Source organism: Streptomyces sp. NPDC059169 (assembly GCF_042755225.1).
Lineage (GTDB): Bacteria > Actinomycetota > Actinomycetes > Streptomycetales > Streptomycetaceae > Streptomyces.
Genome location: NZ_JBHZCF010000005.1, coordinates 449,464 through 475,681 on the forward strand (window position 1 = coordinate 449,464; position 26,218 = coordinate 475,681).

17 protein-coding genes and 2 pseudogenes are annotated in these 26,218 nt (G+C 71.7%); 10 read left to right on the forward strand and 9 right to left on the reverse strand.

What is annotated here, in order from left to right:
* Positions 1-21: 21 nt before the first annotated feature.
* Entirely contained in the window at positions 22-4,926 is a 4,905-nt protein-coding gene (locus ACFXOM_RS12730; protein WP_384949103.1) for a hypothetical protein, read from the forward strand.
* A 71-nt stretch (positions 4,927-4,997) separates the two neighbouring features.
* On the opposite strand, the gene ACFXOM_RS12735 is transcribed toward ACFXOM_RS12730, so the two are convergent.
* A complete protein-coding gene (locus tag ACFXOM_RS12735) occupies positions 4,998-5,414 on the reverse strand; it encodes a hypothetical protein (RefSeq protein ID WP_384942757.1) in 417 nt (138 codons plus the stop codon).
* Positions 5,415-5,836: 422 nt separating this feature from the next.
* Here ACFXOM_RS12735 and ACFXOM_RS12740 point away from each other — a divergent pair, with 422 nt between their 5' ends.
* The 4 genes from ACFXOM_RS12740 to ACFXOM_RS12755 are packed head-to-tail and all read left to right on the forward strand — an operon-like array spanning position 5,837 to position 10,020.
* Positions 5,837-8,596 (forward strand): nitrate- and nitrite sensing domain-containing protein, encoded by a 2,760-nt coding sequence (locus ACFXOM_RS12740; protein WP_384942756.1) that lies wholly within the window; start codon positions 5,837-5,839, stop codon positions 8,594-8,596.
* Entirely contained in the window at positions 8,593-9,024 is a 432-nt protein-coding gene (locus ACFXOM_RS12745) for a roadblock/LC7 domain-containing protein (protein ID WP_384942754.1), read from the forward strand. Before ACFXOM_RS12740 ends, ACFXOM_RS12745 begins: the two co-directional genes overlap by 4 nt.
* 5 nt (positions 9,025-9,029) lie before the next feature.
* Positions 9,030-9,434: a DUF742 domain-containing protein gene (locus ACFXOM_RS12750; RefSeq protein ID WP_384942752.1), complete on the forward strand. Its 405-nt coding sequence runs from the start codon at positions 9,030-9,032 to the stop codon at positions 9,432-9,434.
* Entirely contained in the window at positions 9,415-10,020 is a 606-nt protein-coding gene (locus ACFXOM_RS12755; RefSeq protein ID WP_384942750.1) for an ATP/GTP-binding protein, read from the forward strand. The genes ACFXOM_RS12750 and ACFXOM_RS12755 overlap by 20 nt, the downstream gene beginning before the upstream one ends.
* A gap of 209 nt (positions 10,021-10,229) precedes the next feature.
* Here ACFXOM_RS12755 and tnpA read toward each other — a convergent pair.
* Positions 10,230-10,648, reverse strand: a pseudogene (gene tnpA, locus ACFXOM_RS12760) (IS200/IS605 family transposase).
* A gap of 25 nt (positions 10,649-10,673) precedes the next feature.
* On the opposite strand from tnpA, the pseudogene ACFXOM_RS12765 reads away from it, so the two are divergent.
* Positions 10,674-11,881 (forward strand): annotated as a pseudogene (locus ACFXOM_RS12765) (RNA-guided endonuclease InsQ/TnpB family protein).
* Between the two features lie 34 nt (positions 11,882-11,915).
* On the opposite strand, the gene glpK reads toward ACFXOM_RS12765, so the two are convergent.
* The 4 genes from glpK to ACFXOM_RS12785 form a co-directional block, all read right to left on the reverse strand.
* On the reverse strand, positions 11,916-13,436 hold the full coding sequence (gene glpK, locus ACFXOM_RS12770) for a glycerol kinase GlpK (RefSeq protein ID WP_384943086.1): 1,521 nt from the start codon (positions 13,434-13,436) through the stop codon (positions 11,916-11,918).
* Positions 13,437-13,491: 55 nt separating this feature from the next.
* Positions 13,492-14,253, reverse strand: a complete 762-nt coding sequence (locus ACFXOM_RS12775) for an MIP/aquaporin family protein (protein ID WP_385037858.1) — start codon at positions 14,251-14,253, stop codon at positions 13,492-13,494.
* A gap of 290 nt (positions 14,254-14,543) precedes the next feature.
* Positions 14,544-15,770, reverse strand: a complete 1,227-nt coding sequence (locus tag ACFXOM_RS12780) for a lipid-transfer protein (RefSeq protein ID WP_384949239.1) — start codon at positions 15,768-15,770, stop codon at positions 14,544-14,546.
* Positions 15,728-16,180 (reverse strand): Zn-ribbon domain-containing OB-fold protein, encoded by a 453-nt coding sequence (locus tag ACFXOM_RS12785; RefSeq protein WP_384949236.1) that lies wholly within the window; start codon positions 16,178-16,180, stop codon positions 15,728-15,730. Before ACFXOM_RS12785 ends, ACFXOM_RS12780 begins: the two co-directional genes overlap by 43 nt.
* 227 nt (positions 16,181-16,407) lie before the next feature.
* Here ACFXOM_RS12785 and ACFXOM_RS12790 point away from each other — a divergent pair, with 227 nt between their 5' ends.
* A complete protein-coding gene (locus tag ACFXOM_RS12790; protein ID WP_384943094.1) occupies positions 16,408-17,250 on the forward strand; it encodes a M15 family metallopeptidase in 843 nt (280 codons plus the stop codon).
* A complete protein-coding gene (locus tag ACFXOM_RS12795; protein ID WP_384943096.1) occupies positions 17,247-17,816 on the forward strand; it encodes an NUDIX domain-containing protein in 570 nt (189 codons plus the stop codon). The genes ACFXOM_RS12790 and ACFXOM_RS12795 overlap by 4 nt, the downstream gene beginning before the upstream one ends.
* Here ACFXOM_RS12795 and ACFXOM_RS12800 read toward each other — a convergent pair.
* Entirely contained in the window at positions 17,813-20,182 is a 2,370-nt protein-coding gene (locus tag ACFXOM_RS12800) for a TIM-barrel domain-containing protein (RefSeq protein WP_385037861.1), read from the reverse strand. The genes ACFXOM_RS12795 and ACFXOM_RS12800 overlap by 4 nt on opposite strands.
* A 255-nt stretch (positions 20,183-20,437) precedes the next feature.
* On the opposite strand from ACFXOM_RS12800, the gene ACFXOM_RS12805 reads away from it, so the two are divergent.
* Positions 20,438-22,414 (forward strand): acetoacetate--CoA ligase, encoded by a 1,977-nt coding sequence (locus ACFXOM_RS12805; protein WP_385037864.1) that lies wholly within the window; start codon positions 20,438-20,440, stop codon positions 22,412-22,414.
* Positions 22,415-22,498: 84 nt separating this feature from the next.
* Positions 22,499-23,371, forward strand: a complete 873-nt coding sequence (locus ACFXOM_RS12810; protein WP_384943102.1) for a hypothetical protein — start codon at positions 22,499-22,501, stop codon at positions 23,369-23,371.
* Positions 23,372-23,563: 192 nt separating this feature from the next.
* Here ACFXOM_RS12810 and ptsP read toward each other — a convergent pair whose 3' ends face one another.
* Both ptsP and ACFXOM_RS12820 read right to left on the reverse strand, forming a co-directional pair.
* Positions 23,564-25,234, reverse strand: coding sequence for a phosphoenolpyruvate--protein phosphotransferase (gene ptsP / locus ACFXOM_RS12815; protein ID WP_384943103.1), 1,671 nt, complete (start codon positions 25,232-25,234; stop codon positions 23,564-23,566).
* Between the two features lie 77 nt (positions 25,235-25,311).
* Complete coding sequence (locus ACFXOM_RS12820) at positions 25,312-25,761, reverse strand: PTS glucose transporter subunit IIA (RefSeq protein ID WP_385037867.1); 450 nt, start codon at positions 25,759-25,761, stop codon at positions 25,312-25,314.
* Between the last annotated feature and the right edge of the window lie 457 nt (positions 25,762-26,218).

The following is a 26,218-nucleotide window of genomic DNA, read 5'->3' on the forward strand; positions in this document are numbered from 1 at the left end:
CCACGACGAAAGTCCGCCGCCATGTACGAGCTGTCCCGGGTCCGCCTCTACTCCATCGGGCCCGCCGGTGCGCGCTACGCCGACACTGTGCTGGACCTGCGGGGAGTGGGCGAGCCGGTGCCCCACCCGGCCCCCACACAGGCCGAGTTCTTCGAGGAAGAGCCCGTCGGACCGCCGCGCCGGCCCGCACCCGCCGGGGTGCTCTTCCTGGAGAACGGCGGCGGCAAGTCGGTACTGCTCAAGTTGATCTTCTCCGTGATGCTGCCAGGCCACCGCAACACCCTGGGAGGCGCCAGTTCCGGTGTGCTGCGCAAGTTCCTGCTCGCCGAGGACTGCGGGCACGTGGCCCTGGAGTGGCAGCACACCCTCACGGGCGAACTGGTCGTCGTCGGCAAGGTCAGCGAGTGGCGCGGCCGCCAGGTGTCCAACGACCCCCGGAAGTTCGCCGAGGCCTGGTACTCGTTCCGGCCCGGGCCCGGGCTGAGCCTCGACTCCCTGCCGGTCGCCGAGTCGACCGCCGTGCGCGCGTCCGTCGAGGGAGCGTCCGGCGCCCAGGGCCGCCGCCGCACGATGAAGGGCTTCCGCGACGCGATCACGGAGGCCGGCAAGGCGTACCCCCACCTCGACGTCCACTGGGAGGAGATCCACGACCGCTGGAACGAGCACCTCGGTGACCTCGGACTCGACCCGGAACTCTTCCGCTACCAGCGGGAGATGAACGCGGACGAGGGTGAGGCCGCGGGCCTCTTCGCGGTCAAGAAGGACTCCGACTTCACCGATCTGCTGCTGCGCGCCGTCACGGACACCCGCGACACGGACGGACTCGCCGACCTCGTCAGCGGCTTCGGGAACAAGCTGGGCCGCCGGTCCGAGCTCACCGCCGAGCGCGACTTCACGGCGGGCTCGGTCGACCTGCTCGGCCGCATCGTGGAAGCCGCGGGCACACGAGCCCGGGCTCGCGACGTCCATGCCGGGGCCGAGCGCCGTACCCGTACGCTGGCCCACCGGCTGTCCGCGCGTGCCCGGGAGGAGCGGGGCCGTGCCGCCGAGCTCGCGCAGCAGGTCACCACCGCCGCGCACACCGTCACCGAAGCGGAAGGCTCTCGCAGCCGCGGCTCGCTCATCGCGGCCGAACTGGCCTACCGGCACGCGTCGCTGGCCCTGGCCGGCGCGGAAAAGAGCGCCGCCGCACAGCGCCGCGAGCTGACCGAAGCCCGCACCTTGTACTCCGCCTGGCAGGCTGCGGAAGCGGTACTCAGGCACCGCGCCGCCGCGGACCGCTCGGCACGGGTCGCCGCCGCCATCCGTGAGGCAGAGAGGGACGCCGCCCCCGCTCTGGCCGCGCGTGCCACGGCCGCAGCCGACCTGGTGCGGGCCCTGCACGCGGCGGCCGAGGACGGCGAGCGCCTCGCCAACGAGGAGGAAGAGCGCTCCGCCGGCCTCCAGGAAGCAGGCGAGTCCGCCCACCGCGACGCCACGGCCGCGGCCACCGACGCCCAGCGGGCCCGCAGCGAGGCCGGACATCTGCGCCAGCGCCTGGCGGAGGTCGAGCAGGAAACCGCGGAAGCGGTTCGTGCGGGCTGGCTCGACGACTCCGCGCCCGACGCAGACCCGGCGAGGGCGGCCCTTGCCGCCAGTGATGCCGAGAAGTCCGCGGTCGCCGCGTGGGACGCCGCGCGCGACGCCGCCCGCACGACAGGGGACCGGGCCCGCGAGGCCGCGGCCGCCGAGTCCCGGGCCGAACTCGCCGCGGCGCGCGCCGCGGACGCCGCCCAGGCCGCGGAGCACGCGTACGAGGCCGAGCGTCTGGCCGCCGCTTCCCTCGCCGAGGACGAACGGCTCGCCGAGCTGCTCAGCCTGCCCGCGGCGTCCGGTGGCGGTCGCGGCGTGCCCGGCCAGCGTCGCGGGACGCCCGGCCCCGTGGCCGTGCCCGGCCAGGTCCACCCGGACCCCGGTGCCAGCGCCGAAGATCGAGCGCCCGGAGCGCGGGGCGACGATTCGGCACCCGCCGGCACTGCGGAGGCAGCCGCGGCGGACGACTCGCCACCCTCGGAACGGCGCGCGGCGGGAGCGGGCGCGGCCGGGCACGCGGACGAAACGCGCCGCACCCCCGCCCGGCCCGGCGAAGGACCGCTCACGGCGGAGCAGCTGGATCGGTACGCGGACGAGCTGCTGGAGTTGCTCGACCACGGCGTGACCGCGGCGGAGCGACAGCTGTTCGACCTCAGGACGGCTGCCGCCGATGACGCCCGCATCCTCGGTGCCCTCGGCGACGGCGGGCTGCTGCCACCGGGACCCGACGTCCTCGCGACCGTCGAGTACCTCGGTGAGCACGGCATCCCCGCACTGCCCGGCTGGCGCTACCTCGCCCAGTCCGTCGACCCCGCCGACCACGCCGCCGTGCTCGCCGCCCGCCCCGAGCTGGTCGACGGCATCGTGATCACCGACCCGGTCTCCTACGCCCGCGCGCGCGACGCCCTGGCGGGTGCCGCCCTGCTGCCTCGCTCGGCCGTCGCGGTGGGGACGGCTGCCGCGTTGCTCGCCCCCGTGCCCGGCCCGGGCACGGAGGGTGGCGGCGAGGTGTTCCTCGTGCCGCCGAACCCCGCGATGCACGACGAGCACGCGGCGGACGAGGAGCGCCAGACGCTGCGTGCCCGGGCGGCCGCCCGGGACGAGGGGATCAGGGCGTTGGCCGCCCGTCTCGCGGGCGACCGCGGGCTGGCGGCCCGTCTCGGCTCCTGGCGCACCGACTGCCCGCCCGGGATGCTCGACGAGCTCGCGGACGCCGCACGGGCCGCCGTGGCGGCCGCCGAGGCTGCCGAGGCGGCCCTCGCCGAGGCCCGCGCCGTGCGTGCCGAGGCGGAAGAGGCCGCCACCGACGCCGCGCGCGTGCGGGACGAGCGGCAGGAGGCCGCACAGCGCGCCCGCCGCGCCGCCGATGTACTCGCCGGCCTGGCGCACCGGCTTCGCGAGCGTGCGGGATGGCAGGCCACGCTCCGCGAACTCGCCGACGAGACGGCCGAGTCCGATGCCCGCGCAGCGACCTGCCTGGAGCGTGCCCGTGCCGCGGACGAGGACCGGCGTGCCGCCCAGCGCGCCGCCGACGATGCCCGCCGCACCGCCCGCGCGCTGCGCGCCGAGCGCGCAGAGATCGCCGGTGCCCCCGAACAACTGCCCGAGGCAGATCCGGACGCGCCGCGCGTGGCACTTCCGACCTTGCGCGAGGCGTACCGGGCCGCGTCGCAGTTGTACGAGAAGGTCGGGGTGGGGGCGGACCTCAGGGCGGAACAGGCCCGCGCAGAGAGCGACGAGAGCGCGGCGCTGGCCGAACTCGACCGGTTGACCAACAAGGTCCGCACCCGCGCCGCCCAGTTGCTGGAGGGCACCGACGGCGCGGACGGCCCGTCCCGTCAGGCCGCCGCCGCACGCGCCGAGTCACTCGTCCAGATGTTGGAGTCCCGAGCCTCCGAGGCGAGCGAGAAGCTCGGCCGACTGCGCGGCGACGCCGAGCGGCTGGCCCCGATGGACGGCGAGGCGCACACCGAGCTGCCCGAGGACATGGTCCCCTCCGACGTCGAGCAGGCCCAGGCGCTGCTGCGTACGGCCACCGGTGAACTCGCCGCCCGCACGGGGTTGCTGGAGTCGGCCCGCGCCACCCACGCCGAGCTGCTGCACGCCCACCGGGCCGCCGAGGACGCCGCTGGCGGTTTCGACGAGACGGCCTCGCTCCTGCGCGACCTGCTGCGGGACCACGCCGAAGACGAGGGGGAGGAGCCGGAACCCTACCCGGCCAGCCTGGAGGAGGCCCGTACGTCCGCGGCCGAGGCCAGGCGCTCGCTGCGGGGCTGTGCGGCCGACCTGTCCGCCGCCGAGTCCGCCGTCCGTGAGGCGAGTGACGTTCTCGTGCGCCACGCCAACTCCACGCGCTACGAAGCGGTGCGCACGCCCGCGCGCCAGCAGATCCGCGAACTGCCCGCAGCCGCGCTGCCCGAGCACGCAGCGAAGTGGGCGGAGGCGTTCGCCCCCCGGCTGCGCGTACTCACGGACGAGCTGGCCCAGTTGGAGCGGAACCGCGACTCCATCGTGGACCGGCTGCGCGGCCTGGTGGAGTCATCGCTCACCACGCTCCGCTCGGCCCAGCGGCTCTCCCGGCTGCCCGAGGGCCTGGGCGAGTGGTCCGGGCAGGAGTTCCTGCGCATCCGTTTCGAGGAGCCGGACCAGGCGACCCTGATCGAGCGGCTCGGCGAGGTCGTCGACGAGGCGACCAGGGCTGCCCTGAAGAAGAACTCCGATCTCCGCCGAGACGGCATGTCCCTGCTGCTGCGCGGCGTACAGGCCGCGCTCCAGCCGAAGGGCGTCGCCGTCGAGATCCTCAAACCGGACGCGGTGCTGCGGGCCGAGCGCGTGCCCGTGGGGCAGATGGGAGACGTCTTCTCCGGCGGGCAGCTGCTCACGGCAGCCATCGCGCTCTACTGCACCATGGCGGCACTGCGCAGCAACGACCGTGGCCGTGACAAGCACCGGCACGCCGGCACCCTCTTCCTGGACAACCCGATCGGCCGTGCCAACGCCACGTACCTGCTGGAGCTGCAGCGTGCGGTGTCCGACGCCCTCGGCGTCCAACTGCTCTACACCACCGGTCTGTTCGACACCACGGCACTCGCGGAATTCCCGCTGGTCATCAGGCTCCGCAACGATGCGGACCTGCGTGCAGGACTCAAGTACATCAGTGTCGAGGAGCATCTGAGGCCCGGTCTGCCGCAACAGCGCGCCGAAGGCGAGACGGTTCACGGAGAGATCACCGCGACGCGGATGTTCCGCCGCCAGGCGGAGCCCCCCGCGGTGGCCGGCGGATCAGCCGCCCCGGGTGCACCGTCCGCTGAACGGGCGACAGTCGGGGAGCAGCACCCGGGCGACGGGGCGTAGCCGCCGTCGCCGCAAGGCCCTCACCGCGGCAGACCGACCGCTCGTGACGGGGGCCCGGGTGCCACGGGGCGTCACGCCTCCGAGAGCCGGCCTCCCGGGCCCCGCTTCCGTATCCGTGCGTCCTCACGGGACTGTGCTCGAGCCAGCCGCCTCGCCTGCCGTCGCTCACGGCGCAGTTGACGTGCCGTGCTGCTCGGCATCGACACCACACCGTGGCGCTGGTTCCACACCTGACGGGTGACCCAGACGTCGAGCACCGCCCAGGTCGCCAGGACCGTGCTGCCCACACTGCTCAGGACCATGGGGAACGCCAGCCACGACCCCGTCAGTGTGCAGAAGAACGCCACCATGGCCTGTATCAGCGTCACTGACGACACGATCACGGCGCGCACGGCTGCCGTGCGCACCGGATCCGGCATCCGCCGACGTGCGACCGGCTCCTCGACCCACAGTCGCCGACGCACTCCCGTCTCGTCCGCCGTCTCCATGCTCCGTACTCACTCCCCACCACGGTCGCCTCTTCAGGGTGGTTGCCCGGCGTCCGTTCATTTACGCCGAGGCGTTCCCACGCGCCTCACCTGTCGCAGCGCGTCGCCCCGTACACCAGGACGAACGGAGGAGCGGGAAGATTCCCATGGAACACACCATTCCGGCCATTCGTCCCAGGAGGGGCGTGTGACCCGTCCTGCCAGGTGTCCTCAGCCACAAGGTGGAGGGGCATCTCACTGAATACCAGGACAACTCCTGTTCAACGCACTCCCCTGCGGCCGAAATTCGTCCGGACGCGCCTTCGAGTTGTCACCGTGTCAGTAGTAGGCTCACGCCGTTTGTTGGCGCAGCACGTACGACAGGGCACACGCAAGCGGACCATCACCCCCCGCGGACCCGCGGGGCCGAGCTGGGGGAGGCCATGCGCTTTCGCGGGAAGTCCATCCGCAGGAAGATCGTGGCGTTGCTGCTCGTGCCGCTCGTGTCCCTCACCGCGCTGTGGGGCTTCGCCACCGTGCTCACCGGCCGCGAGGCCAAGCACCTGCTGGATGTCCGCTACGCGGTCCAGAAGGTCGGAGGGCCCGTCGAGGACACCGTCCGGGTCGTCCAGAAGGAGCGGCGACAAGCCCTCGTCTATCTCGCGGACCCCCGGGCCGCCGACTCGCTCACCGCATTGCGGAACCAGCGCGCGACCACCGACAGGACCGTGGCCGAAATCCGGACGCGGGCCGGCGACTCCGCCGTGCGCGAGTCACTCAGCTCCGACGCCTCACGCCGGCTCACCCGACTCGTCGGCGCGCTCGACGGGCTCGCCTCGCTGCGCCGCAACGTGGAACAGAGCGCGATCACCCGCGCGCAGGCACTCGAGTCCTACAACCGGCTGATCGATCCCTGCTTCACCTTCCTCACGTCCCTGCACGCCCTGGAGAACGTCGAACTGGACAAGCAGGGAAGGGCGCTCGTCGGCGTGGCCCGCGCCCGCGAGCTGCTCTCACGCGAGGACGCCCTCGTCACCTCGTCGCTCATCACCCGCCGGGTGACCGCCGAGGAGATCCGGACGGTCTCCGACCTCGCGGCGAACCGCAAGCTCCTCTACGAGGTCAACCTGGAGGTCCTGCCCTCCATCGAGCGCGAGAACCTCGAGCAGTTCTGGAACAGCCCGAACGGCCAGCCGCTGCGCGAGGCCGAGGCGAAGCTCATCGCCGCCGGCCCCACCAAGCAGGCGCGCGCCGTCTCCGCCGAGCGGTGGCAGCAATTGGCCACCCCCGTACTGGACTCCCTCGTCCGAGAGGCCTCCGACGCCGGGACCCGCTACCAGGACCGTGTGAAGCCCGCCGCGTACAGCGTCCTCGTCAAGGCGGGAATCGCCGGTGTCCTGGGCTTCCTCGCACTCCTCGTGTCCGTCGTCGTCTCCGTGCGCATCGGGCGTGAACTGGCGCGTGACCTCTCCCGGCTGCGCAAGGAGGCCCACGAGGTCTCCGGCGTCCGGCTGCCCAGCGTGATGCGGAGACTCGCCGCCGGCGAGCACGTGGACGTCGAGACCGAGGCACCGCACCTGGAATACGAGAAGGACGAGATCGGGCAGGTCGGTCAAGCGCTCAACACCCTCCAGCGCGCCGCTGTCGAAGCCGCGGTGAAACAGGCGGACATGCGGCGCGGCGTCTCCGAGGTCTTCGTCAACCTCGCCCGCCGCAACCAGGTGCTGCTGCACCGCCAACTCACCCTGCTCGACACCATGGAGCGGCGCACGGAGGACGCCGAGGAACTCGCGGACCTCTTCCGTCTCGACCACCTCACGACCCGCATGCGCCGCCACGCGGAGGGGCTCGTGATCCTCTCCGGAGCGGCCCCCTCCCGCCAGTGGCGCAAGCCGATCCAGCTCATGGACGTCGTACGCGCCGCGGTAGCCGAGGTCGAGGACTACGAACGCATCGAGGTGCGGCGCCTCCTCCGGGTCGGCGTGCGGGGCCCGGCCGTCGCCGACCTGACCCACCTGATCGCCGAACTGCTGGAGAACGCCACGGTGTTCTCGCCGCCGCACACCGCTGTCCAGGTGCACGGCGAGCAGGTCGCGAACGGCTTCACCCTGGAGATCCACGACCGCGGCCTCGGCATGACCCCCGAAGCCATGCTCGACGCCAACCTCCGCCTCGCCGAGACGCCCGAGTTCGAGCTCTCCGACACCGACCGGCTCGGGCTCTTCGTCGTCAGCAGGCTCGCCCAGCGGCAGAACGTCCGTGTCTCGCTACAGCCCTCGCCCTACGGCGGGACCACCGCGGTGGTGTTCATCCCGGCCGCGCTGCTCACCGACGCGCCGGAGACCGAGGGCACCGGATTCCGTCTCGACCGCACCAGCCGCGGGGCCGACCGGGAGCGTTACCGCGCCGGGGGAAGCAGGCTCACCGCGCTCTCCCGGGCGCCCGCGGGGCCCGGCCGCTCGGTGCTCGACGGGCCCGTCGAGCTGGAGGCGCCCGTCGGCACACTGGGCTTCGCAGAACGTCCGGTCCTCGGCGACATCGACACCACCGACCCCATCAACACCCTCGCGGACGTCGAGGACACCGAGAGCGAGCGCGGGGGAATCTTCCGCGCCCGCGACTTCCGGCGCCCGCCCGCGGAGGAGCAGCACCAGCAGGCCCCCGACCAGACGGCGGGGAGGCCGCCGGAAAGGGTGCGGAAGGACGGATCCCGGCCGACGGAGCCCGTGCCGTTGCCACGGCGCAGGCCGCCGACCCTGGTCGCGGACCGTGGTCGCCGCCTCGACGAGCCGGGCCGTTCCCACCCGACTGCCGACCGTGACCCCCACGAGCCGTCCGGCCTCAGGCCCCTCAAGAGCCCCCCGTCACCCGCGGCAGAGACACCCGCGGGCCCCGGCCCCGACCCGGCGGGGACCGATCCGGCCCAGGGGGACGCGCCCGCCGCGACCCCCCTCGGCGGACTGCCCCGCCGGGTCCGCCAGGCCAACCTCGCCCCGCAGTTGCGCGCCACCCGGGACGCCGGGGGAACGCGCGGCCCGGACGCCCTCGGACTCGAGGACGTCGAACGTGACGCGGAAGAAGTACGCGACCGCATGGCCTCGCTGCAACGCGGCTGGCAGCGCGGACGTCGCCAGAACGCCGAGGACACCACCGGCCCCGGCGAAACAGCACCAAGAACGACACCGGAGGGGGACGGTCGATGACCGCACCGAACGCCGCAGCACCCGATACGACCCGCAGCGAGCTCAACTGGCTGCTCGATGAACTGGTCCAGAGGGTCGGCTCCATCCGCAAGGCCCTCGTGCTCTCCAGCGACGGGCTGGCGACCGGTACGTCCAAGGACCTCACGCGGGAGGACGGCGAGCACCTCGCCGCCGTCGCTTCCGGCTTCCACAGCCTCGCCAAGGGAGTGGGCCGCCACTTCGACGCCGGACGCGTCCGCCAGACCGTGGTCGAACTCGACGACGCGTTCCTCTTCGTGACCGCAGCCGGCGACGGCAGTTGCCTCGCCGTGCTGTCCGACGCCGACTCCGACGTGGGCCAGGTCGCGTACGAGATGACCCTGATGGTCAAGCGCGTCGGCGCCCACCTCGTGACCGCACCACGGACCGGGCTGTCCGCCGGGGGGTGACCGGCATGACGGAAACCAGACCGGACCTCGGACACCAGCACCACTGGTTCGACGACGACGCGGGTCCCGTCGTCCGCCCGTACGCCATGACCCGCGGTCGTACGAACAGTGCGACCCGGCAACGGCTCGACCTGATCGCCCTCGTCGTGCCCCAACCGGCCGCCGAGGATCCAGGCCGGGACCAGACGCTCTCACCCGAGCACGTGGAGATCGTCGAACGCTGCAGCGCCACCCCCCAGTCGATCGCCGAGCTCGCGGCGGGCCTCGACCTCCCCGTCGGGGTGGTCCGCGTCCTCGTGGGCGACCTGGTCGAGGATGAACTGGTCCACGTAACCCGTCCCGTTGCGCCGGCCGAACTGCCGGACGTGAGTATTCTGCGCGAGGTGATCAATGGTCTTCGGGCGCTCTAGCCGGAAGGAGCCACCGATGGAGCCCGTGACACTGAAGATCCTTGTCGCGGGTGGCTTCGGGGTCGGCAAGACGACCCTGGTGGGTGCGGTCAGCGAGATCAAGCCGCTGCGCACCGAGGAGACACTCAGCGAGGTCGGCCGTCCCGTGGACGACCTCGAAGGGGTCGAGTCGAAGAGCACCACCACCGTCGCCATGGACTTCGGGCGGATCACGCTGCGCGAGGACCTGGTGCTGTACCTCTTCGGCACCCCCGGCCAGGACCGCTTCTGGTTCCTGTGGGACGAGCTGGCCCAGGGCGCGCTCGGCGCGGTCGTCCTCGCCGACACCCGCCGCCTCGAGGACTCCTTCGCGGCCATCGACTACTTCGAGCGCCGCGGTATCCCGTTCACCGTGGGCGTGAACTGTTTCGAGGGCGCGGACCGCTTCCCGGTCGAGACCGTGCGGGCCGCGCTCGACCTCGATCCCGAGGTGCCGCTGATGATGTGCGACGCCCGGGAGCGCGAGTCGGTGAAAGCGGTGCTCGTCGCGGTGGTGGAACACGCGCTGGTGCGGTCCACGCGCGACCGTGAGCCGGCAGCTCCCTGAGGGCGCGCAGCCTCCGCTGACCGGTACGTAAGCCCCGTGCCCCTGCCGACAGGGGCACGGGGCGTGGCCCACGGGCCCTACGGGCACCGCGCGGTGCTACCGGGACTATTCGGAGTGCACCGGGCCTTCAGCCCGGTGGTGAAGCGAATCTGAGAGCTGCTCTGGCCTTTGCTGTGTGCACGGATCTGTACTGTTCAGCTCAGCCCAGGTCAGAGCGGCCGGTTCTGTTGCTCGTTGTACTGCTTCATGATGCTGAGCGGTGTGCCGCCGACGGAACCGGCGAAGTGCGAGCCGGACCAGAGTCGTTGTGCCCGTCAGTAGTGGCGGACGAGGTCGGGGAACTTTTGGCGCAGCCTGCGGGAGCTGACGCCCTTGAGGCTGTTGACCAGCTTGGACACGGCGACCTTTGGCGGGAAGTTCACGAGCAGGTGGACGTGGTTGTTCTCGCCGTTGAACTCGACCGGCTCGGCCCTCGAGGGTCCTCGCGCACGGCCCGCATGATCTCCTTGCACCGTGTCAGGTGTCGATCGGCGAAGGCCTTGTGCCGGTACTTCGTCACGAAATCCAAATGGACATGTATGCGGAAGACATAGTGATGACTAGTATGAATGTTCTCATCAATACCTATAAGCCAATTGTGTATCGTGATCCGCGTGCAGCTTCGGTACAGCTTCCGCCTGTATCCGAGCGCCGGTCAGCGCAGCGCGTTGGCGAGGGCGTTCGGGTGTGTGGGGGTGGTCTACAACGACGCGCTCCGCGCTCGGGAGACCGCCCGCAGTGAAGGCATGCCGTTCCCGAAGACCGGGGACCTGTCCACGGCGCTGATCACCGAGGCGAAGAACACCCCGGAACGGGCCTGGCTCGGCGAGGTCTCGGTGGTCGCCCTCCAGCAGTCCCTGCGCGACCTGGACGCCGCGTACCGGAACTTCTTCGACGGCCTCAAGGGCAAGCGCCCCGCATGGGCGCACCCCGGTTCAAGTCGAAGCGGGACACCCGGCAGTCGGTCCGCTTCACCGCGAACGCCCGCTGGTCGATCACGACCGGCGGGAAGCTGCGCCTGCCGAAGATCGGCGATGTGCAGGTGAAGTGGTCCCGGTCGCTGCCGTCCTCCCCGTCCACGGTGACGGTGGTCAAGGACAGCGTGGGCCGGTACTTCGCGAGCTTCGTCGTTGAGACCGGCCCGCAGGAAGTCCTTTCCCAGACCACGCCCGAGCTGGGCATCGATCTCGGGCTCGGGCACTTCGCGGTCCTCTCGGACGGGACCAAGGTCGACAGCCCGCGCTTTCTGCGCCGGGCCGAGAAGCGCCTGAAGAACGCCCAGCGTGCCCTCTCCCGCAAGGAGAAGGGCTCCAGCAACCGGAACAAGGCCAGGCTGAAGGTCGCCCGCGCACACGCGCGGGTGGCCGACGCGCGCCGCGAGTTCCACCACCGGCTCTCCATGAAGCTGATCCGCGAGAACCAAGCGGTAGCCGTGGAGGACCTGGCGGTGAAGGGACTCGCCCGCACGCGCCTGGCCAAGTCCGTCCACGACGCCGGATGGTCGGTGTTCGTGAACATGCTGGAGTACAAGGCCGCACGGTACGGGCGCACCTTCGTGAAGATCGGCCGCTTCGAGTCGACCTCGCAGGTGTGCTCGCTGTGCGGCGTGAAGGACGGCCCGAAGCCGCTGCACGTCCGTGTGTGGACGTGTGGGGCGTGCGGGGCGGTCCTGGACCGGGACATCAACGCGGCGGTCAACGTCGCCAAGGCGGCCGGACTGGCCGTGTCAGCCTGTGGAGCGCAGGTAAGACCGGGACTCGTCCCGGCACCGCGCAGCGAAGCAGGAACCCACCCGACACCGCAGCCTTCAACGGCGCGGTAGGCGCAAATCGCCGTCCTTCAGGGCGGCGAGGATGTCAATCACCGTTCTCCCGGTGCCAGCCGAAGCTGCGCTCCACCGCACGGCGCCAGTTGTCGTACTCCCGTTCGCGGACGTCGGCCGCCATCCGCGGTGACCACTCGGCGTCGCTCTGCCAGTGCGCCCTCAGCTCGTCCAGGCCGCCCCAGACGCCCGTGGCCAGGCCAGCCGCGTACGCCGCGCCCAGGCAGGTCGTCTCGGACACCCGCGGCCTGACGACCGGCACCCCGAGCACGTCGGCCTGGTGCTGCATCAGCAGCTGGTTGGCGGTCATTCCGCCGTCCACCTTCAGCGTGGTGATCGTCACCCCGGAGTCCTGGTACATCGCGTCGACGACCTCCCTGGTCTGCCAGCTCGTCGCTTCGAGCACGGCCCGTGCCAAGTGCGCCTTGGTGACGTACCGGGTCAGCCCCGTGATGACACCCCGGGCATCGGAGCGCCAGTACGGTGCGTACAGACCGGAGAAGGCGGGCACGACGTACGCGCCCCCGTTGTCGTCGACACTGCCGGCGAGTGTCTCGATCTCGTCGGCGCTGCGGATGATTCCCAGCTGGTCCCGGAACCACTGCACCAGGGCGCCGGTGATCGCGATCGAACCCTCCAGGCAGTACACGGGAGCGCTGTCGCCGATTTTGTAGCCCACGGTCGTGATCAGTCCGTTCTTGGACGGAACGGGCCGGCCGCCGGTGTTGAGCAGCAGGAAGCTGCCCGTCCCGTACGTGTTCTTCGCCGTCCCCGTGTCGTAGCACGCCTGGCCGAACAGGGCCGCCTGCTGGTCGCCCAGGGCGGAGGCGACCGGTACCCCCTGGAGCTGGCCGGTGGCTCGGCCGTACACCTCGGCCGAGGACCTGATCTGCGGGAGAACCGCCTCGGGCAGGTCCATCGCCGCCAGGATCGCGGGATCCCATTGGAGGGTCTCCAGGTCCATCAGCAGGGTGCGCGAGGCGTTGGTGACGTCGGTGACGTGCACGCCGCCCTCGATTCCGCCCGTCAGGTTCCAGATCAACCAGGAGTCGATCGTGCCGAACGCGATCTCGCCCTGCTCGGCCCGGCGGCGCAGCCCGGGCACGGTGTCGAGCAGCCAAGCGGCCTTGGGGCCGGAGAAGTAGCTGGCGAGCGGCAGTCCGGTCGTCTCCCGGAAGCGGTCCTGTCCGTCCGTCCCGCCCAGTCGGGTGCAGAGCGCGGAGGTGCGGGTGTCCTGCCAGACGATCGCGTTGTGCACGGGCTGGCCGGTCACCCGGTCCCACAGCACGGTCGTCTCGCGCTGGTTGGTGATGCCGAGCGCGCTCAGTTGTCCGGACCGCAGCCCGGCCTGGGCGAGCGCTCCCGCCACCACGGCCTGGACCTTGGACCAGATCTCCGTGGCGTCGTGCTCCACCCAGCCGGGTTTGGGGAAGATCTGCCGGTGTTCGCGCTGGTCGACGGCGACGACGGCACCGTCCCGGTCGAAGATGATGCAGCGGCTGGACGTGGTGCCCTGGTCGATTGCGGCGACGTACTTCTGGGTGGAGTCCGTCATGGCATTCCCTTGTCGAGAAGGTGCGGAGGCGAAGCCCCCGTGCGGAGGAGCGTGGTCAGAAGGCCGCGTTGACGATGACGCCCGCGAGGAGGCCGCCGACGAGCGGTCCGGCCACCGGGATCCAGGCGTAACGCCAGTCGGAGGTGCCCTTGTGGGGGATGGGCAGCAGCGCGTGGGCGATGCGCGGCCCCAGGTCACGCGCCGGGTTGATGGCGTAGCCGGTGGGGCCGCCCAGTGACAGGCCGATGCCGACGACGAGGAGTGACACCAGCAGGATCGAGATTCCCGAGCCGTAGATCCCGGTCGGTTGACCGGTGATCTGGCCGATGCCGATGCCGGTGTTCCGCCCGAAGGCCAAGATCGGCAGGACCAGCGCGAGCGTCGCGATGACCTCGGTGAGCAGGTTGGCGACGGGGCTGCGGATCTCCGGTGTCGTCGCGAAGACGCCGAGCGTGGGCTGGGCGTTGGCCACGTCCGCGTTGGCCTGGAACTGGGCGTAGTAGGCCAGCCATGCCAGTACGGCACCGGTGACCGCCCCGGTCATCTGCCCCAGGACGTAGACGGGCACCGTGCTCCACTCGCCGGTGTCGACGGCGACGCCCACCGTCACGGCCGGGTTGAGGTGGCCGCCGGACAGGGGCGCCGCGGTGTACGCCCCGGCCAGGACCCCGAAACCCCATCCGAAGGTGATCACGATCCACCCGGAGGCCTTCGCCTTGGAGTGGTGGAGGGTGACCGCCGCACACACGCCCGCGCCGAAGAGGACGAGTATCGCCGTGCCGATGACCTCACCGAGGAAGATGTCAGCGTTGCTCATGGCGGCTCCTGGGCTGGGCGAAGGCTTCCCATGGCTACGACGGCGGGGGAGTGGCGGGGGTGTCCCGCGGCCCCGTCCGGCGTCCGTGACGAGCGTGGTGAGCGTTGCGTGTCCGTCGGCGGTCGCGGTCGCGGGACCTGCGCCGACGAAGAGGCAGTTTTCACCCGTGCCCATGCACCGTCAAGGTGGTGGAGAGCAAACGCAGTTCACCGCACGTGTTCACTGCGTCACAGTGCCGTGTCGGGTCGGGCGGACCGTGCGCCGCCCGTTCGCCGTACCGGGCCCGGTGGTCAGCGGACGGCGATGATCGCCGAGCCGTGGCCGAACAACCCCTGGTTCGCCGTGATCCCGGCCCGCGCCCCGGGCACCTGGCGGTCCCCCGCACTGCCACGCAGCTGCCAGGTCAGCTCGCACACCTGGGCGATCGCCTGCGCCGGGACCGCTTCGCCGAACGACGCCAGCCCCCCGCTCGGATTGACCGGGATGCGGCCCCCCAGCGCCGTGGCGCCCTCCCGCAGCAGCTTCGCGCCCTCGCCGGCGGCGCACAGCCCGATGTCCTCGTACCAGTCCAGCTCCAGTGCCGTGGACAAGTCGTACACCTCGGCAAGTGACAGGTCGCCGGGGTCCAGTCCTGCCTCCTCGTACGCCGCGAGGGCGAGGGAGGCACGGAAGGGGTGCGGTGACGGCTCGACGCCGGCCGCGGAGTCGGTGGCGATGTCCGGGAGGTCGAGGACCGTTCTCGGATAGGTGGGGGTGACGGTGGACACCGCGCGGATCCTGACCGGATCGGACGCACCGTGCCGGCGGGCGTACGCCAGGCTCGACAGGACGAGCGCGGCCCCGCCGTCCGACGTCGCGCAGATGTCGAGCAGCCGCAGCGGATCCGCGACGACGGCGGACGCGGCGACCTCCTCGGCCGTCACGGTCCTGCGGTAGCGGGCGTAGGGGTTGAGCGCCCCCGCTGCCGCGTTCTTCACCTTCACCCGGGCGAAGTCCTCGGCGGTATCGCCGTGCAGGGCCATGCGGCGACGGGCGAAGAGCGCGAAGTAGGCCGGATTCGTCGCCCCGAGCAGCCGGAAGCGCAACCAGTCCGGATCGTCCGGCCGGTCCCCGCCGGCGGGGGCGAAGAAGCCCTTGGGAGCGGAGTCGGCGCCGACCACCAGCACCACGTCGGCCGCGCCCGCCAGGATCTGGTCCCGTGCCGCGCCGATCGCCTGCGCGCCCGACGCGCACGCGGCGTACACGCTGGCGACTCTGGCGCCCTGCCACCCCAGCGCCCGGGCGAACGTGGCACCGGCGACGTGCCCGGGGTATCCGCAGCGGACCGTGTCAGCGCCGACCACCGACCGGACCTCGGGCCAGCCGATCCCGGCGTCCGCGAGTGCCGCCCTGGCCGCGGCCGTGCCGTACTCGACGAAGTTCCGACCCCATTTGCCCCATGGGTGCATGCCCGCGCCGAGCACGGCGACGTCGTTCACCGGACCGTCCCCACGGGGCGCCAGTTCCAGGTGGTCCACGCCGTGTCCTCGTCCTCGTTGAGGATGCCCGGTACGACTTCCACCTCCATGCCGACGCTCAGGTCCGCGACCGTGACCCCCGGTGCGGCCTGTCCGAGGACCACCATGCGTTCGATCGCGAGTTCGACGGCGACCAGTGTGTACGGTTCCCACGCCGCGCCGGCGTCGGAGACGTACGGGGCGGGCGGCCGGTAGCGGCCGTCGGTGTACGACCACACGCGGCCGCGCCTGGACAGGGGCACTTCGGCCAGTTCGCCGCCGGAGCAGACCGGGTTGCGGCAGAAGGCGTCCTCGCGCGGGAAGAACACCGCGTGGCAGCCGGTACACCGCGTGCCCAGCAACCGGAACTCCCGTTCTCCGCCGCCCTCGGTGAACCAGCCGGCCACCACCGGTGTCCGTGTGCGGGTCAAGGTCCCTCCCCTGGAAATTAATTGACGAAGCGTCAGAATCTTTAGTGTGCCACGGTCGGACCGGGCAGGACGAGACCCCGGAACACGCACGGAGCTCCGGGGCCGACGACGGGGCTCCGCCACAGACGGGAGAACCGCGCGGCCCTCCCCGGCGTCCGATACGCATGAACGGGGGGCCGGAGCCCGCGGGGGTGGTCCCGGCCTCCTGTTCCTGATAGACGGACCGCATGAGAGCACCCGCCTTCGCCCTGCGAGCCCTGGCCCTCACCACCGCGGCGCTGCTCGCCGCCCTGACGCTCCCCCCGTCGGCCGCCCGGGCGGTACCCGAGCCGCATGCGCCCCGGGAGTTCGTCGCCCTGCGCACCGTGGACCCGACGATCCTGCAGGACATGCGCTACACCACCGCGCACAACTTCGTCGGCGCCCCCGTCGACGGCTACCGGCAGCCGGTCTGCATCCTCACCCGCCCCGCGGCCCTGGCGCTCCGCCGGGCCCAGCGGACTCTGCTGCGCCGGGGCTACTCCCTCAAGGTCTACGACTGCTACCGGCCGCAACGCGCCGTGGACCACTTCGTGCGCTGGGCGGAGGACCTGACGGACGTCCGCACGAAGCAGGAGTTCTACCCCCGCGTCGACAAGACGAGGCTCTTCGTCGACGGGTACATCGCGCGCAAGTCGGGTCACAGCCGCGGCAGCACCGTCGACCTGACGATCGTCAGGCTCCCGACCGCGCCGCCGCCGCCCTACGTCCCCGGACAGCCGCTCGTCCCCTGCTACGCCCCGCAAGCCGAGCGCTTCCCCGACGACTCCCTGGACATGGGCACCGGCTTCGACTGCTTCGACACCCTGTCGCACACGGACGACCCGCGCATCCGCGGCACCCAGCGCACGAACCGGCGCTTCCTCGAGGACACCCTCAGCGCCTTCGGATTCGTCAACCTCCCGGAAGAATGGTGGCACTTCACCTTCGCCCCGGAACCCTTCCCGGACACCTACTTCGACTTCCCGGTGTCGCGGACTTCGCTGGACCAACCCCGGCGCCACCGGCCGTCACGTACATTCCCGATGTGACAGAGCACCACGAGACCCAGGCCGGCCGGACCGGTGGCGCACCGACGTCCGCCCCCTGGGCGTCCGGGAAGTACTCCCACTGTTCGGGCTGCGGTACCCCCTACGGGACCGTCACGGGCTGGCCCCGCACGTGCCCCCGCTGCGGCGACACGGCCTACCGCAACCCGCTGCCGGTCGCCGTGGCCCTCCTGCCCGTCACCAGCACCCTCGGTACCGGCCTCGTCGTCATCACCCGCACCATCGAGCCGCAGCGCGGCGGGATCGCGCTGCCCGGAGGATTCATCGATTACTCCGAGGAGTGGCAGCACGCGATCGTCCGCGAACTGGAGGAGGAGACCGGCATCGAAGCCGGCCAGGAGGACGTCGTCCTGGCCGACGCACTCAGTTCGCCCGGAGGACACCTCCTCCTCTTCGGCCTACTCCCGCGGCGTCCCGCATCCGCGCTGCCGCCGCCGACCCCGACCGACGAGACCGAGGGGTGGCACCTGCTCCACGAGCCGACGGAGCTGGCCTTCCCGCTGCACACCCGGGCGGTGCGCAACTGGTTCGCCGGACACTACGGCTAGGACCCGCCCCCGGCCCGCACCCGAACCGGGCGTTCCGGCGGTACCGCACCACCGCCCACCACCCGCTCCACCACCACCCGGCCCCCCACCCACTTCGACGCGTACCGCTCCACCCGGGGCCGCACGCTCCCACCCTCGCGGCGGCCCCCGCCGTCCTCGACCACGAACCCGCCGCCGGTGCGTCCCGGCACGGGCGGCCACACCTCCAGCTCCGTCCCGCCGTCCGCACCGCGCACCGGGACCACCGCCCCCGCCCGTACCAACACCGGGATGCGGGACAGCGGCGCGTGCAGCAGCACCTGCCCCGGGCCCTCGTGGGCCTCCCCGGACACCGTGTCGTACCAGCGCCCCCGCGGCAGCCGCACCGCCCGACGGTCCGCGCCGGCCTCCATGACGGGTGCGACGAGATACGCATCGCCCAGCAGGAACGCGTCCTCGCAGTCGCGCAGCGCCCGGTCGCCCGGGGCCCCCCACCACAGCGGACGCACGTACGGGGCACCCGTGAGCCGGGCCAGGTGCGCCAACGTCACGAAATAGGGCCGCAGCCGCTCCCGCTCGAGCAGCACCGCCTTCGCGTGGCCCAGCACCTGCGGCCCGAACTCCCACGGCTCCCGCCGGCCGGCGTCGACCGCCGCGTGGGTACGGAACAACGGCAGGTAGGCCCCCAGTTGGAACCACCGCAGGTAGAGCTCAGGCGACGGGTTGCCGTCGAAGCCGCCCACGTCCGGGCCCGAGTACGGCACCCCGCACAGCCCGAGCCCCAGCACCAGCGAGAGCGACGCCCGCAGCCCGGGCCAGCCCGTCGCCACGTCGCCGGACCACGTCCCGCCGTACCGCTGCATCCCCGCCCACCCCGAGCGCGAGAACAAGAACGGCCGCTCGTCGGGCAGCAGCCGCCGCAGTGCCTCGTACCCGGCCCGCGCCATCGCCAGCCCGTACACGTTGTGCGCCTCGCGGTGGTCGCCGCCCCGGCCCTCCAGCGAGTGCCGGGACGAACGCGGCAACGTCATGTCGCCGAACGGGACGAACGACACGGGCTCGTTCATGTCGTGCCACACCCCGGAGAAGCCCTGTGCGAGCCGTTCCTCGTACCACCCGCCCCACCACTCCCGTACCCCGGGATCGGTGTAGTCCGGAAACACGCACTCGCCCGGCCACACGACCCCCCGCACCTCACGGCCACGGCCGTCCCGTACGAACGCACCGACCCGCACGCCGCTGTCGTACACCGCGTTCCCCGGCTCCGCCTTAACGGCGGGATCCACGATCGACACCAGCCGTACCCCGCCGTCCCGCAACTCCTCGGCCAGGCCCGGCAGATCCGGGAAACGCACGCGGTCGACGGTGAACACGCGGTGGCCGTCGTAGTGGTCGATGTCCAGGTGCAGCGCCGCCAGCGGCAGGCCGCGCTCCCGGTACCCCGCCACCACCCGGCGCACCTCCTGCGCGCTGCCGAAACCCCAGCGCGCGTGCTGGGGGCCGAGGGCCCACGACGGCGGGAGCGCGGGCGCTCCGGTGAGCGCGGTCCAGCCGCGCAGGACGCGCGCCGGCGTACCCACCACGACCCAGCAGCGCAGCGGACCCCCCGCCATCCGCACCTCGATCGTCCCGGGCCTGTCATGGCCCGAACCGGCCCCTTCCTCGCCCTCCCGCAGGGCGACCGCGCCCTCCCAGGTGTTGTCGAGGAACGCCAGGTGCGTACCGGCGTCCGCGACCACGAGCTGCACCGGCATCGTGATGTACAGCGGATCGTCGCCCGGCCCGAAGCGGCCCCGAGGATCGGTGTTCCACAGCCGGTACGTGCCGTCCCGCAACCGAGGCCCCGCGGAGCGCCCGCCCAGCCCGAAGAACCGGGCGTCCGCTGCCACTTCGGTGCGCTGGATCCAGCGCACCGGCCCACCCCCGGCCGGCTCCCACCAGCGCGGCGGCAGGTCTCTGCGCAGCACCACCCCGCCCGGCGTGAGGACCTCGACCCCGCCGGTCCGAGAGACCGCCACCGTGACCCGCTTCGCGACGATCCTCCAGCCACCGTCCTTGTCCGGCTCCAGCACGGCGCGCGGATCCGGCGCGGGCGGAGCGCCGCCCAGCGCGTACGACGGCTCGGGCCCGGCACCGTCCCACCCCCAGAACACGGTGCCGCCGGCCGTGACCCGCACCTGCAGCACCGCTCGGGTGAAACGGACGGTTCCACCGCCCGGCTGCGGCTCGACCCCGGTCACGGTCCCCGGTACCCGCGCGCGCTCCGGCCCCCTCGGCGGTAGGTCCCGGGCGTCCGTCCGCCGCCGGCGCCAAGCGGAACGCATCACGCGCAGGCCCTGCACCGCTCCGAAGACCCTCATCGAACGCACCAGCTCACGAGCGACCATGCTGATCACCCTGCCATCCGCCGAGGGTCCTGCGCGGTCCTGTTCAACTCCCGTTCACTCCTCTTCGGCGCCCACCAGGGACTGCAGCACACGATGACCTGCCCCACCACGGGCGGCGGGCCCTGGTGCGGAAGACGATCACATGGCATCGTCCCTGTCAGCCGTGCAGCCGGCACACCCACGCCCCTGCTCGGAACGGCACGTGGACCACGTGCCGACCCAAGCACCACCACACAGCCGCCCGGGAGACGCCCCATGACTTCAGCAGCGCACCCTGCCCCCCTCTGGCAGCCGGACGCGGACCGCATCGCCGCGGCACGCGTCACCCGTTTCCAGACATGGGCGGCCGAGCGGTACGGAGCACCTGCCGAGGGCGGGTACCCGGCGCTGCAGCGTTGGTCGGTCGACGACCTGGAAACCTTCTGGCGGGCGGTCGCCGACTGGTTCGACGTACGGTTCTCCACGCCCTACGAGCAGGTCCTGGGCGATCACACCATGCCGGGTGCCCAGTGGTTCACCGGTGCCACCCTCAACTACGCGGAGCACGCGCTCCGCGCCGCGGAGGACCCGGCACGAGCCCAGGAGCCGGCTCTGATCCACCTGGACGAAACGCACGAGCCGGTCCCCGTGAGCTGGTCCGAGCTCCGCCGCCAGGTCGGCTCGCTCGCAGCCGAACTGCGTGCGCTCGGCGTACGCCCCGGCGACCGCGTCAGCGGTTACCTCCCCAACATCCCCCAGGCCGTGACCGCGCTCCTCGCCACCGCGGCCGTCGGCGCCGTCTGGACCTCCTGCGCCCCCGATTTCGGCGCACGCAGCGTCCTTGACCGGTTCCAGCAGGTCGAGCCCGTCGTCCTGTTCACCGTCGACGGCTACCGCTACGGCGGCAAGGAGCACGACCGCCGGGACACCGTCGCGGAACTCCGCAGCGAGCTGCCCACCCTCCGAGCCGTCGTCCACGTCCCGCTCCTGGGCACCCCGGCCCCCGACGGAGCACTGTCCTGGTCCGACCTGACCGGCTCCGCCGTCGAGCCCGTCTTCGAGCAGGTCCCCTTCGACCACCCGCTGTGGGTCCTCTACTCCTCCGGGACCACCGGACTCCCCAAGGCCATCGTCCAGTCCCAGGGCGGCATCCTGCTCGAACACCTCAAGCAGCTCGGCCTCCACTGCGACCTGGGCCCGGAGGACCGCTTCTTCTGGTACACCTCGACCGGCTGGATGATGTGGAACTTCCTCGTCTCCGGACTGCTCACCGGGACCACGGTCATCCTGTACGACGGCAGCCCCGGCTTCCCGCAGACCGACGCGCAGTGGGCCGTCGCCGAACGCACCGGAGCCACCCTGTTCGGCACCTCCGCCGCCTACGTCATGGCGTGTCGCAAGGCCGACGTCCACCCCTCGCGCGACTACGACCTCTCCCGTGTCCAGTGCGTCGCCACCACGGGCTCCCCGCTCCCGCCCGACGGATTCCGCTGGCTCCACGAGGAAGTGGGCGAAGATCTCTGGATCGCCTCGGTCAGCGGCGGAACGGACGTCTGCAGCTGCTTCGCCGGCGCCGTACCCACGCTCCCCGTCCACATCGGCGAACTCCAGGCGGCCTGCCTGGGCACCGACCTCCAGGCGTGGGACCCGCACGGCAAACCCGTCGTGGGCGAGGTCGGGGAACTCGTCGTCACCAAGCCCATGCCGTCCATGCCGATCCACTTCTGGAACGACCCCGACGGCAGCCGCTACCGCGACAGCTACTTCGAGATGTTCCCCGGCGCGTGGCGGCACGGCGACTGGATCACCATCACCGACCACGGCTCCGTCGTCATCCACGGCCGCTCCGACTCCACCCTGAACCGCCAGGGCGTCCGCATGGGGTCCGCCGACATCTACGAAGCCGTCGAACGGCTCCCCGAGATCCGCGAGTCCCTCGTCATCGGGCTGGAGGAGCCGGAAGGCGGCTACTGGATGCCGCTCTTCGTCCACCTCGTCCCCGGCGCGACTCTCGACGACGCTCTGCGCGACAGGATCAAGCGGACCATCCGCGAGGAGCTGTCCCCGCGCCACGTCCCGGACGACATCATCGAGGTCCCCGGCGTCCCGCACACCCTCACCGGCAAGCGCATCGAGGTACCGGTGAAGCGACTCCTCCAGGGCACCCCCCTCACCAAGGCGGTCAACCCGGGCTCCGTCGACGACCTGGACCTGCTCCGCTTCTACGAGAACCTGTCCCGCGACCGCGCCTGACCCCCGCCACGAAACCCGCTGTCAGTGCCCGCGATTACGGTGAGTGAGCACTGATCGACAGGGCGCACGAGGCCAGGGGGACCCATGACGCACACCAGGGGAAACGAGCAGTCCATCCGCCGCGCGCTGCGCCGCGACGTACCCGCCACCGTCGGCATCGTCGTCGACGAGCAGGACTTCGCGGCCATGCGCGCGTACCGGAGCTTCACCTTCGACGATCACGCGGGCTACCTCGACCACGTGGAAGGCCTCCTGCGCACACTCCGCGACGAGGTCGGCCACACCACCGTGGCCCTCTTCGACCCGGAGGACTTCGCCCGGTACTGCAGCGAAGCCGGCCTCGACCCGGACACCTCCGCCAGCCGCAGCCGCTACACGGCGGAGGTAGCCGCCGCGGGTGCCACCGTCGCCTACGCCGGCCAGCCCCTCGACAGCATCGTGCCCCTTCTCGTCAACCGCTCGGTCCGCCTCGCCACCTGGGAATACGCCAGGTCGCTCCTGGGCGACCTCGGCAGCTCCACGGACTGCGACGAGGACGTCGGGCGCGCCGCCTTCGATCGTGCGTCCCAGTTGCTGGACAAGCTCCTCGATGCCGCAGGTCCGGGCGTCCACCATCTCGTCTGCAGCGTTCCCGCCCGCGACGAGCACCTCCTCGCCGTGCTCCACGCTCAGCGCACCCCCTCCGCACCCGCCGTGCTCGACTCCTCTGAGGGCGCCGAATTCGCGACGGTCCTGGCCGTCGGCATCGCGCTGGAGAGCCCCGGCGGAGTGGTGCTGCGCACGTCGACGCCCGACACCCCCGACCGGCTGCACGGCTGGCGCCTCCACCACGGCCGCCTCGTCCCGCTCACGGAGGCCGAGGTCTTCAGCGCCTACTGCACGGATGCGGACACGGGAGAGCCCCTGTCGCCGGAGCCGGGCGTCGACTACTGCGCCGGCTTGGAACTGGACGACTGAGCCGAGCACGACGAGGGGAAGCGAGGACGGGGCGGCCAGGAGGAACGTCGTCACCAGAACGAAGTCGCCACCAAGAACGAAGAGGAGAAGAACGAGAAGCGGGGATAGGGCCTTCTTCGGAAGGGACCCGGGACAGGGGGCTTCCCGCTGCACCGGCGGGAAGCCCCTACGCGCCCGGGCACGTCCGGCAGATCACTCGCCGGAGAGCACCGCCTGCGCGGCCCGCCGCGCTTCGTCGGCGGTGTCGACGGCACGCGCCGCGGCCGCGGCACGCTCGCACTGGGCCATCGTGAACGTCGCCAGCATTGCCCGAACGTACGGAATCGACGCCGCCCCCATCGAAAGGGAGGTGACACCCAGGCCCGTGAGTACGCAGGCGAGCAGCGGGTCCGCAGCGGCCTCGCCACACACGCCGCAGCTCTTGCCCTCGGCCTTGGCGGCCTCCGCTGCTGACGCGACCAGGTCGAGCAGCGCGGGTTGCCACGGGTCCTGCAACCGGGACACCGCCCCCACCTGCCGATCAGCGGCAAAGGTGTACTGAGCCAGGTCGTTCGTACCCAACGACAGGAACTCCACCTCCTGCAGCACCGAGCGCGCGCGCAGTGCAGCGGACGGGATCTCCACCATCGCGCCGAACTTGGCCCTCAGCCCCGCTTCACGGCACGCGTCCGCGAAAGCCTTCGCGTCGGTGCGGTCCGCCACCATCGGAGCCATGACCTCGAGGTAGACGGGCAGCCCCTCTGCGGCCTTGGCCAGGGCCCGCAGCTGTGCCCGCAGAACATCCGGGTGGTCGAGCAGAGCCCGCAGCCCCCGCACGCCCAATGCGGGATTCGGCTCGTCGGCGGGGGTCAGGAAGTCGAGCGGCTTGTCCGCACCGGCATCCAGCACCCGCACCACGACCCGGCCCTCGGGGAACGCGGTCAGTACCTCGCGGTAGGCCGTGACCTGCTTCTCTTCCGAAGGGGCGCGCGTGCTGTCGTCCAGGAACAGGAACTCGGTGCGGAAGAGCCCCACACCCTCGGCGCCCGCCTCCAGGGCAGCCGCCACATCAGCGGGTCCACCGATGTTCGCCAGCAGTGGGACCTTGTGCCCGTCCGACGTCGCTCCCGGCCCGGTCGACGCGGTCAGCGCCGCCTTCCGTTCGGACGCGGCCTGCTCCAACCTGGCTCGCCGGTCGTCGCTCGGCTCGACGAAGATCTCGCCGGTGCTGCCGTCCACGGCGATGACCGTGCCCTCGGCCAACTCGCCCGCACCCGGCAAGGCCACCACGGCGGGAACCCCCAGGGCACGCGCCAGGATCGCGCTGTGGCTGGTCGGCCCGCCCTCCTCGGTCACGAACCCGAGAACGAGCGTCGGGTCGAGCAGCGCGGTGTCCGCAGGCGCCAGGTCCCGCGCGATCAGTACGTACGGCTCGTCGCTGTCCGGAACCCCCGGCATCGGAACGCCGAGCAGCCGCGCCACGATGCGGTTCCGTACGTCGTCGAGATCGGCCACCCGTCCGGCCAGGTACTCGCCGGCGCCTGCCAGAAGGGCGCGGTAGGCGGCGAACGCGTCGTAGACGGCGCGCTCCGCCGTACTGCCCACGGCGATCCGGCGCTCGACATCGGCCATGAGCTCCGGGTCCTGGGCCATCATGGCCTGGGCCTCCAGCACGTGCTGTGCCTCGCCCCCCGCCAGGTTGCCGCGTGCGACCAGGTCGGCGGCGACCGCTTCGACGGCCTGCCGGGCGCGACCCTGTTCGCGCCCGGCATCCTCCGTCGGGATCTGCTTGGCCGGCGGCTCCAGCACCGCGGTCCCCATGTGCCGGACTTCGCCGATCGCCACACCATGGCTCACGCCGACGCCTCGCAGCGTTGTCTCCATTTCACCCTTCTCCGATTGAGCGGCGGTCTCCGCCGCCGCGATGGAAGTTCCACTGGTCCGCCATGACGACGGTGCCGTCAGCGCCAGTCGAACAGGGCGTCGCCGGCCGTCACGTCACCGCTCTCGACCAGGCCGACGAGCAGGTCGGAGGTGGCTTCGAGCGCCACGACGGGGCAGATCGGAGACTTGCCCGCGGCTTCGACGGCAGCCGGGTCCCAGCGCACGATCGCCTGGCCGCGCGTGACCGTGTCGCCCTTGCTGATGAGGAGTTCGAAGCCATGGCCGTTGAGCTGCACGGTGTCGATGCCGAGGTGGGTGAGCACTCCGTGCCCCTCGGGGTCGACCACGACGAACGCGTGAGGGTGGAGGGAGACGACGATGCCGTCGACCGGAGAGACGGCCTCGGAAGGCTCTCGATCGGGGTCGATCGCGGTGCCCGGCCCGACCATCGCACCGGAGAACACCGGATCCGGCACGGCGGCGAGCCCGATGGCACGGCCGGCCAGCGGCGACGTCACAGCGGTCATGGGAGCCTCCCAGGGGTGGAGATCCTGCAGCCGCCGCCACTCCCTGTATCGGGCGGCGTACTGCTCAGAAGCGTATGTCATAGGAAGTCCAGATTCCGCATGAGAACTGCCAGTTGGCGGACCTGGAGCGCACCGGGGGCGATTTGCCTCGCCCTCCGGCGACCGGTACTGTCGTAGATCTGCCTGGCCACGGCACGACAAAGTGCCGCAGGTCGGCAGCACCTACTGAAGCCACATCCTAAACTGGTCTACACCATCTGCGCACGAGTGTGTCCGCAGACAGGTGGGTGGTCGGGACCCCGGGAAAAGGCTGGTAAGGTTTGAACCCGCCGGAAGGGAATTCGCGAAAGCGGAGGAACGGCCCGGCAGCCCGCTCCAGCGGGTGGCGGAAACGGAAATCGGATCTGCTAGGCTGGAAACACCGAAGGGAAGCGCCCGGAGGAAAGCCCGAGAGGGT